8 protein-coding genes are annotated in these 8,059 nt (G+C 36.4%); 4 read left to right on the top strand and 4 right to left on the bottom strand.

Annotation, left to right across the window (positions count from 1 at the left end; all coding sequences use genetic code 11):
- Positions 1-152: 152 nt before the first annotated feature.
- From GSA01S_RS08350 to GSA01S_RS08335, 4 genes are read right to left on the bottom strand one after another with little or no spacing between them, the layout of a single operon-like run.
- A complete protein-coding gene (locus tag GSA01S_RS08350; protein WP_066126575.1) occupies positions 153-1,646 on the bottom strand; it encodes a DUF438 domain-containing protein in 1,494 nt (497 codons plus the stop codon).
- Positions 1,639-1,881 carry a DUF1858 domain-containing protein gene (locus GSA01S_RS08345; protein ID WP_066126573.1) on the bottom strand — a complete coding sequence of 81 codons (243 nt, stop codon included), beginning with the start codon at positions 1,879-1,881 and terminating at the stop codon, positions 1,639-1,641. Before GSA01S_RS08345 ends, GSA01S_RS08350 begins: the two co-directional genes overlap by 8 nt.
- Positions 1,874-2,326: a threonine/serine exporter family protein gene (locus tag GSA01S_RS08340; protein WP_066126571.1), complete on the bottom strand. Its 453-nt coding sequence runs from the start codon at positions 2,324-2,326 to the stop codon at positions 1,874-1,876. The genes GSA01S_RS08345 and GSA01S_RS08340 overlap by 8 nt, the downstream gene beginning before the upstream one ends.
- Positions 2,327-3,100: a threonine/serine exporter family protein gene (locus GSA01S_RS08335; RefSeq protein WP_066126568.1), complete on the bottom strand. Its 774-nt coding sequence runs from the start codon at positions 3,098-3,100 to the stop codon at positions 2,327-2,329.
- 252 nt (positions 3,101-3,352) lie between these two features.
- Between GSA01S_RS08335 and GSA01S_RS08330 the strand changes: the two genes are divergently transcribed.
- The 4 genes from GSA01S_RS08330 (at position 3,353) to def (ending at position 7,588) form a co-directional block, all read left to right on the top strand.
- Entirely contained in the window at positions 3,353-4,459 is a 1,107-nt protein-coding gene (locus tag GSA01S_RS08330) for a helix-hairpin-helix domain-containing protein (protein WP_066126566.1), read from the top strand.
- A 358-nt stretch (positions 4,460-4,817) separates the two neighbouring features.
- Positions 4,818-5,774 carry a tRNA (adenosine(37)-N6)-dimethylallyltransferase MiaA gene (miaA, locus tag GSA01S_RS08325; protein ID WP_066126565.1) on the top strand — a complete coding sequence of 319 codons (957 nt, stop codon included), beginning with the start codon at positions 4,818-4,820 and terminating at the stop codon, positions 5,772-5,774.
- A complete protein-coding gene (hflX, locus tag GSA01S_RS08320) occupies positions 5,771-7,015 on the top strand; it encodes a GTPase HflX (protein WP_066126562.1) in 1,245 nt (414 codons plus the stop codon). Before miaA ends, hflX begins: the two co-directional genes overlap by 4 nt.
- 6 nt (positions 7,016-7,021) lie before the next feature.
- On the top strand, positions 7,022-7,588 hold the full coding sequence (def, locus tag GSA01S_RS08315) for a peptide deformylase (RefSeq protein WP_066126559.1): 567 nt from the start codon (positions 7,022-7,024) through the stop codon (positions 7,586-7,588).
- Positions 7,589-8,059 lie beyond the last annotated feature (471 nt).

Raw genomic sequence — 8,059 nt, 5'->3', positions numbered from 1 at the left:
AATCAAAAAAATATAAAAAAGGTCATTATCACGATTACGATAATGGCCTTGTCTTTTTATGGACTAGACTTTTTGCCCAGCCTCAACTATTACTATTTACAACATTACTTGACATAGAGCTATAATTGCGAACACGCCGATTATTTAGTTATTTATGCTTTAGGTTTGGGTGGTTCAATACCACGCCACATGTCCGTTTCTAAATCAAAATAGGGTTGGATATCTTGGACTAATTCTAAGACCCCTTCAAATGCGCCTTGTGAATTGCGAACAGCCATATAGGTAACGTGGATAAATTGGTCATCACGTTTAAACCACATTTTAACCTCATCTTGTTGGCCACTGCGTAACACTTCAAAGACTTGTTTTACGCGTTCAATTAATTTCGGTGGATGGCAGAGTTCAACATTGCGTCCGATTTGTCCGGGATTACGTTTGAATAACATCTCTTCAAATGGGACATGGTCATTGTAATATTGAAAAATATCTTCTTTATTAACAAAAGTGAGTTCGATCGGTAAATGATTTAAAATTAAATTAGCTTGTTCGACACTGAGATGGCCATTGCCAAATGGAAGCAATTGGTCGCGAGAGATAGTATCCTTTGATTTTTGGTTAGGTTCAAAGGTTATGGTAAAGGTACCGTCTTCTGTTTCGATCGTGCGTGTCGTTGCTTCATTTTGCGACGGAGTGACTCCAGCACTTTGTTGGTGGCGACCTTCTTCATTTTGCTTATGCGTAGCGGCTTCACTTTGTTCAGAGGTAGTAGCTTCACTCTGATTATCATGAGCTTGGTTATAAACGGCTTCTGTTGGCGCAGCATTTTGAATGTCGTTATCAGTGGTATTTTCATCCTTTGCTGTGTCTTGATTTTGAAAGTCTACTCGTTCAGGTTGCCATTTTGCTTCAGGCTTAATAATGGCATAACCATAGGCATCACTTTCAGCCTCAACTTGTAACCAGTCATCTTGACTAAACGTTTCCAGTAAAATCATCAATAAAATAGACTCTTCTTTAAAAATCATTTCTAAAAATTCAGTTTCAAAAATATCAAATTGTTCGATAGTTGTCTCAATTGGAACCGTTGGATAGTGTTGAAAGGATTGATAAGCGCGATCAAATAATTCACGTATTTCATCGTCCACACCCCACATAACTTTTGGAGGTGCTTCATGACCATATCGCTCCATAATTGGAAAGATAACAGCTTCTTTGCGGTCGTAGTGACGTTTAAATTGACCTAATAATTGGAATTGACGGTTGAGCCCTTGTATCAAGCCATCTTCAACAGCCGTATCACTTTCTTTAATAGCCGATAATAAACGCTTAACACGAATCAGGGCAGCACGTAAGGCAACATTTTCTAATTTAAAGGTATGCACCGGGTGTCCGGGTTGCTCAGTATCGCTAATCGCTACTTCATGAATCGCTCCTTTAAAAAGATTGGCATGAACATTACATAGTTTCATCACATCTTCAAAGCCAATGCCATGGTCACCATTCATGAGTTCATGTTCCATTAATGAAATTTCAATGGCACTGACACCGGTAAAGTGCTCATTAAATAAATCTTGAACTGAATCAGGAGAAGCACCATGATGTAGTTTTAGTAGGATGTCTTTTAATATTTCAATACGTTCAGTCATTGTTATCAGCTCCTTTTATTTCATATCCATTCCATTGAAGTGTTTGGATGATTAATTGCAACGGAATCCGGGCAATGCGAGCACCCTTTCTTAAAGTCGTTTTACTAGCTAATGCATTGAACATGAGTGGATTTGCTAATGGTTTAAAACCGACTTCTATTAAAATCTCTTTTACCTCAGGATAGGTGGTACAAATATCCTTGACGGTTTGATCTAAATCAATGATATTATTCATGGGCATTTCGACCTACTTTTCTTTTTATATTAAAATAGATTTCCAATAGCGAATCGACCAGATAAACGCCTAAAGCGATCGCACCGGCAATTAATAAGGCTTGTATAAAATAATGCGCCATCACTTCATTATCCCCTTGGATAAAGTGGAAAGCTGTTTGATAAATAGCAGCCCCTGGGACTAAAGTGAAAAAGCTAGGAATATAAAAAATTGTCACCGGTGCTTTAAACCAACGCGCAAAGATTTGTCCAATCGCCGACATCGTCATACAAGCCAGTAAAGTAGCAAGCGGTGCCGATAAAGATTCGAGTAATAGTAAATAAACGGCATATCCGATGGTACCGCAAAATCCAGTTTTAAATAAGAGAGCTTTTGGTGCTTCAACTAAAATTGATGCCGTAATGGTAATAACATAAGCTGCTATAATTTGAAATAAAAACTGCATTTAACCCATCACTCCTTTCGATAAGAATAAGCCAATCGCAACGCCAATGGCTAAACTAACCGCAATGACGAGCGCGTCGGCAATCCGAGCTAAACCAGAGTTATAGTCGCCTTTTAAGGCATCACGAATACCGTTCATAAAAGCTGTTCCAGGATATAATGGCATTAATGCCGAAATAATAATGATGTCACTGGAAACCGGAATTTTACTATATGACACCACTATCGGAATAATAAAGGCAGTTATGGAGGTTGAAAAAATACCATACATAAATTGATTCATTCCTGACCAATCGCGACCGATCCGTGAAAAAGCGACAATTAAGCCGGCAATAACGGAAATAAGGGCCTCCATCCAATTGCCACCTAATAAAATAACAAAAGCAATGACCATTAAAATAATTGCCAAATCTTTACTATAAGCAGTGTACTCAGAGTCATCAATAAATTCCAAACGTTCTTTGGCTTGTTCAATGGTGATTGCACCGCTAGCAAGATCTCTAGAAACATTGTTAACATGGTAAATTTTTCTCAAATGATTGCCACGTTCAGTAATACGACGAACTTGGGTAATAGGTGTAATATGAGGGTCACTATCATCTAAAGTCATATAAAGACCGGTAGTGGTGGATACTACTTCTGTAATATTGGCACCACTTAACTGCAAAATGCGACGCACTGTATCCTCGACACGATAACTTTCGGCATGGCTTTCTAACATGATTCGACCAGCTAGGGCAGCCACATCAGCATATTTTTTATATTTTGTTTGCATCATGAACCTCCAATGTGACAATAATAAGTACAGTTTCATGTTAACACATTTCATTGTAAAATGTGAGATATTTTAATTTTACACGCGTCATCTTCATTAAATAGGAAATATTTTAAAGAGAGATAACGCATCTCATGGGATGGTACTCATGATAGAATCTTGGATATTTTAAAATGAGATAGCGCATTTCATAATGTAATGAAGCTTAAATTTTGATATAATAAAATCAATAACCAGGATAGGAGTTATGCTATGAGTAAAAAGAAAAGAAACTTAAAATTAGTAGTCAATAATAAAAATGACAATCATAACGTTCAAAGTCAATTTTTTAAAAAAGAATGGTTATTTCCAAGGGCAAGTAATTATAAAACCCTCCATAGTTATATCGCATACTTAGATCAACATAATAGTCCTAGAAGATTATTACAAATTAATTATTTAGAACAAGCTTTTTCGCATTACTTTGATGATTTAAGTAGTCAGAATCTTCAATTAGTTAAAAAGAAACGCGACTTTCAAGCGGTGATTCAACTCGTATTTTTTGCAGCTTTTGATAATTTTGCAATTGGTCGTTATGAAGTGGCTTTACGCTATTTTCATGTTTTACTGTATAATTTTGATGACTTAGAAGCTGAATTAGATTTTGAATTACCAGAAACATTAACCCCTTATGTAGTCTCAGCAGCTCATCTAGGGTTAGTAGAAGAATTTGACCGCTTTGCGAGTGTGTATCCAATGGTGGATCAGCTGTTAATCTTCCGATTAGCGAAATTATATGCTCATTATATTAATGAAGAATACCTTGAAATGGATGAGGAGCTTAAACAGCTTGACGAATTAAATCCTGATTATATTGATGCCGTTTTATATAATGGTTTAATTGAAAGTCATGTTGAAAGTGAGATGGATATTGATTTTTCGATTTACCCATCATTTGATGATTCATTTTATGATGACGAAGACATAGAAGAATATGGCCCAGCACCATTTCCAACACCGGCTTACGAAGAATTTGTTAATCATCTCATTATTTTGATGCAATTTGGCTTGAAAGGGATGGTTTTAATTGATTATATTCGAACTCGTATTGATCAAGTCATTGAAGGACGCAGCGAAGAAATGTTCAATCGTGTTACCACCCGTTCACTTGAAAAAGATCGTCAAGAGGGGCGGTTTGTTTTAAATGAAGTTGGCACTCGAGAACGCGACTTGTTAAGAAAAGCTGGATTAGTAACATTTGAAGATTTCTTATCGGTAACGGAAGCAGAGGTCTTAGCCATCAAAGGTGTGGGTCCTAAAACAATTGAGATTTTGAAAGCGAATGATGTTGTCTTTAAAGATGAATTAGATGATGAGTAAGTGCTTGATTGGGTCAAGGCGCCAACAATTAGTGTGAGATTGTTTCTGAGTGCTGAAAGACTAAAGTAATCCCAATGCTTAGCGTCAGATGATGAGTACTCAGATACTCGGTTTGAGATGAGACCTATCGGTAAGTCTAAGATGAGTCGTGATGACTAAATGGAACGACTGGGATAGTAATCGTTAGTTTGATATGAAATCAGCACTAACATTTATCAAAAACAAATAATTTAGGTTAAGTAAGGTCATACAAGTGGTTAACAACCTTTACTTAGCCTTTTTCTGATGAAATTAAAGGTTTGACTCAATGTTTCAATGAGCTATAATAATGTTATACTTTGATGATAGGAGGGGTAAAATGTCCAGTGAATTAAATAAAATTCCCATTGTCGTCATTGGCGGGCCAACAGCAGTTGGTAAAACAGCCCTAAGCATCGAAATGGCGAAGGCTTTTAATGGGGAAATTATTAATGGAGATAGTTTACAAGTTTACCGTAAGTTAAATATTGGGACGGGTAAAGTAACTCGCGATGAAATGGAGGGCATACCTCATCATTTACTTGATATTTTAAACCCAGACGAATCATTTGATGCGTCCAAATTTAAAGAACTTGCGACGAAAGCTATCTTGGATATTCATCAACGGGGCAAGTTACCTATCATAGTAGGGGGTACCGGATTATATTTAGAAGGTTTATTATACGGACTTGGTTTTGGTGGCAATAAAAGTGAAGATGATCAAATTCGCAAAGCTTTAGAAAATCAAGCAGCCACCATGTCAGCAAACGACTTTTGGGAATTATTAAACCAAAAAGATCCTGCGGCTGCTCAAAAGATTCCATCGCAAAACACACGACGGATCATCCGTGCACTCGAAGTGATTGCGACGACGGGTAAATTATTTTCTGAGCAAGAGGAGCATCAAGTACAAGCGAAAGTATTTGATTCTTGTTTATTAGTACTGGATATGCCTCGTGAGCAGTTATATGAGCGTATTAACCACCGCGTTGATTTAATGATTGAACAAGGTTTAGAAACAGAAGTTAAACAAATGTGCCAACAATTTGATGGAGAATTAGTCAATGGTATGAAGGGTATTGGCTATAAAGAGTGGTGGCCGTATTTCGAAGGCCATCTATCCCAAGAGACGGTCATCAATCAAATCAAGCAAAATTCAAGACGTTATGCAAAGCGTCAGTTGACATGGTTTAGAAATCGACTAAAAGACGCTCATTGGATTGATGCAAGGCAAGGTTGGCCAGCAGCACAACCGCTTATCGCAGCGCATTTAAAAAAGGAAAGGGATACTCAATGATTGAGATAGAACAACGACCTGAGAAGGTCTTAATTTTCGGGGTGCAAACTGAAAATTATAGTGATGAAAAATTTCAGGTGTTGATGAAAGAAATGAAGTCATTAACGGAAACTGCCGGAGGTATTCCGACTGTTGAAATGACGCAAAAACTCCCGAGACTGAATTCTCGTTCAGCCGTTGGCAGTGGTAAATTAAGTGAAATTAAAGATGCCGTTAATAAAGAGGATATTGATTTGGTTATTTCGATGAATGCTTTAACACCCAGCACCAATCGTTATATCGAAGATCAATTAGGTGTCAGAGTTATCGATCGAATTCAATTAATTTTAGATATCTTTGCGATGCGAGCTAAAAGCCGCGAAGGTAAATTACAAGTTGAATTAGCCCAATACGATTATTTATTACCACGACTTCAAGGTCGTCGAGATTATCTATCACGTTTAGGTGGGGGAATCGGAACGCGTGGTCCTGGGGAAACCAAACTTGAAACAGACCGTCGCCATATTCGTACCATGATGTCGCAAATAAAAAAAGAACTAGCTAAATTATCAGATCACCGTGAATTAACACGTTCAAGAAGACGTAGTGGTTCTGAGTTTAATATTGGTCTAGTTGGCTATACGAATGCTGGTAAATCAACGATTTTAAGAGAATTGACTGACAGTGATACTTATGTTGAAGATCAATTATTTGCTACTTTAGACCCTTTAACTCGTAAATTAACGATCAATGGTCATGATGGCTTTACTTTGACTGATACCGTTGGCTTTATTGAAGAATTACCAACTACTTTGATTCAAGCTTTTAAATCAACTTTAGAAGAAATGCGTTATGTTGATTTACTCTTACATGTCGTCGATGCATCCAGTGCTGATCGTATGATGCATGAACAAACTGTTTATAACTTAATCAAAGAATTAGAGATGGATCATTTACCAATTTTGACCGTTTATAATAAAAAAGATAAAATTGAAGGCAATTTTGAACCTACTTTATTCCCCTATGTCACAATTTCAGCTTTAGAAAAGGATGGAGTAGAAGCTCTAAAACAAAAAATATGGGAAGAAATTGTGCGAACGAGTGAAAAATTTGAAGTAGAAGTGGATCCTCAAGAAGCGGATTTATTAGCATTATATCGTCAGAAAACCTTAATTGAATCCTTGGAATTTGATGAAGAAAATCAAGTATATATTTTAAAAGGTTTTAGACGTAGTGATAAAGAATTAGATAAGGAGCGCTAAAAAAATATGATAACCATGAAAGATATTATTGAAGAAGGACATCCCACATTAAGATCGGTAGCCGAACCAGTGGAATTTCCATTATCAGATGAACTAAGAAAGACAGCTTTAGAAATGCATGAATTTTTGGTCAATAGCCAAGATGAAGAGATTGCTGAAAAATATGATCTTAGACCTGGAGTAGGTTTAGCTGCTCCACAAATTAATGTAAATAAACAAATTTTTGCTGTTCATATTATGGAATATGATGAAGAGGGCAATGAAGTAGGACCCATTTTGAGCGAAATCATCTTTAATCCTAAAGTGATTAGTCATTCAGTTCAACAAGTTGCCTTGAAAGAAGGGGAAGGTTGTTTATCGGTTAATCGTGAAGTTAAAGGTTATGTACCGCGTCCTAAACGTGTGAAATTTACTTACCAAGACATTGACGGCAATGAACATACCTTAAAATTGCGTGATTACGAAGCAATTGTAACGCAACATGAATTAGATCATTTAAAAGGCATCTTCTTTTACGATCATATCAATGAAGAAAATCCATTTGCTCAAGACAATAACTTAGAATTATTATAATTCAGCATTGGATAACGGTTAAATAATAGACAAAAACAAGTAATTGTAATGGATTCCAGCAAATGGTTAACATTTGGGCTCTTTGTCAAATGGTGTGGGTGAACAGAAATGACTCTGTTTACTCACACCAAAAAGTATAGAGCCAATATTTGATGGGAGCTTTTCATAAAGGCTGACAGGGCCTTGTGATATTACAATTGCTTGTTTTTTTATTCTCTTGATTATTGTTTTCGTTTACAACTTGAGTATTTTATCGTAATGGTTGATGAGTATTTTTTATATCCGATTAGTAAAGTTTTGTATTTTAGAAAAATGGATGGTTTTATCGAAAATTCAATAAATGGAAGAGTCTAGGAAAATTACTTCAGTTGTGTACTGCTTCATGAGAATTGATGATGCGACGTTTTTTAGGGAGTGGGCAAAAACTTTTTAAATTCTTTTCAGGCATGTCTATTTAATTCAAAGCGCAGT

The sequence above is a fragment of the Globicatella sanguinis NBRC 15551 genome (assembly GCF_001552295.1).
In the GTDB taxonomy this organism is placed as follows: Bacteria; Bacillota; Bacilli; order Lactobacillales; family Aerococcaceae; genus Globicatella; species Globicatella sanguinis.
The sequence above is the reverse complement of the archived record's forward strand: the minus strand, read 5'-3'. Positions and strand labels throughout refer to the sequence as shown.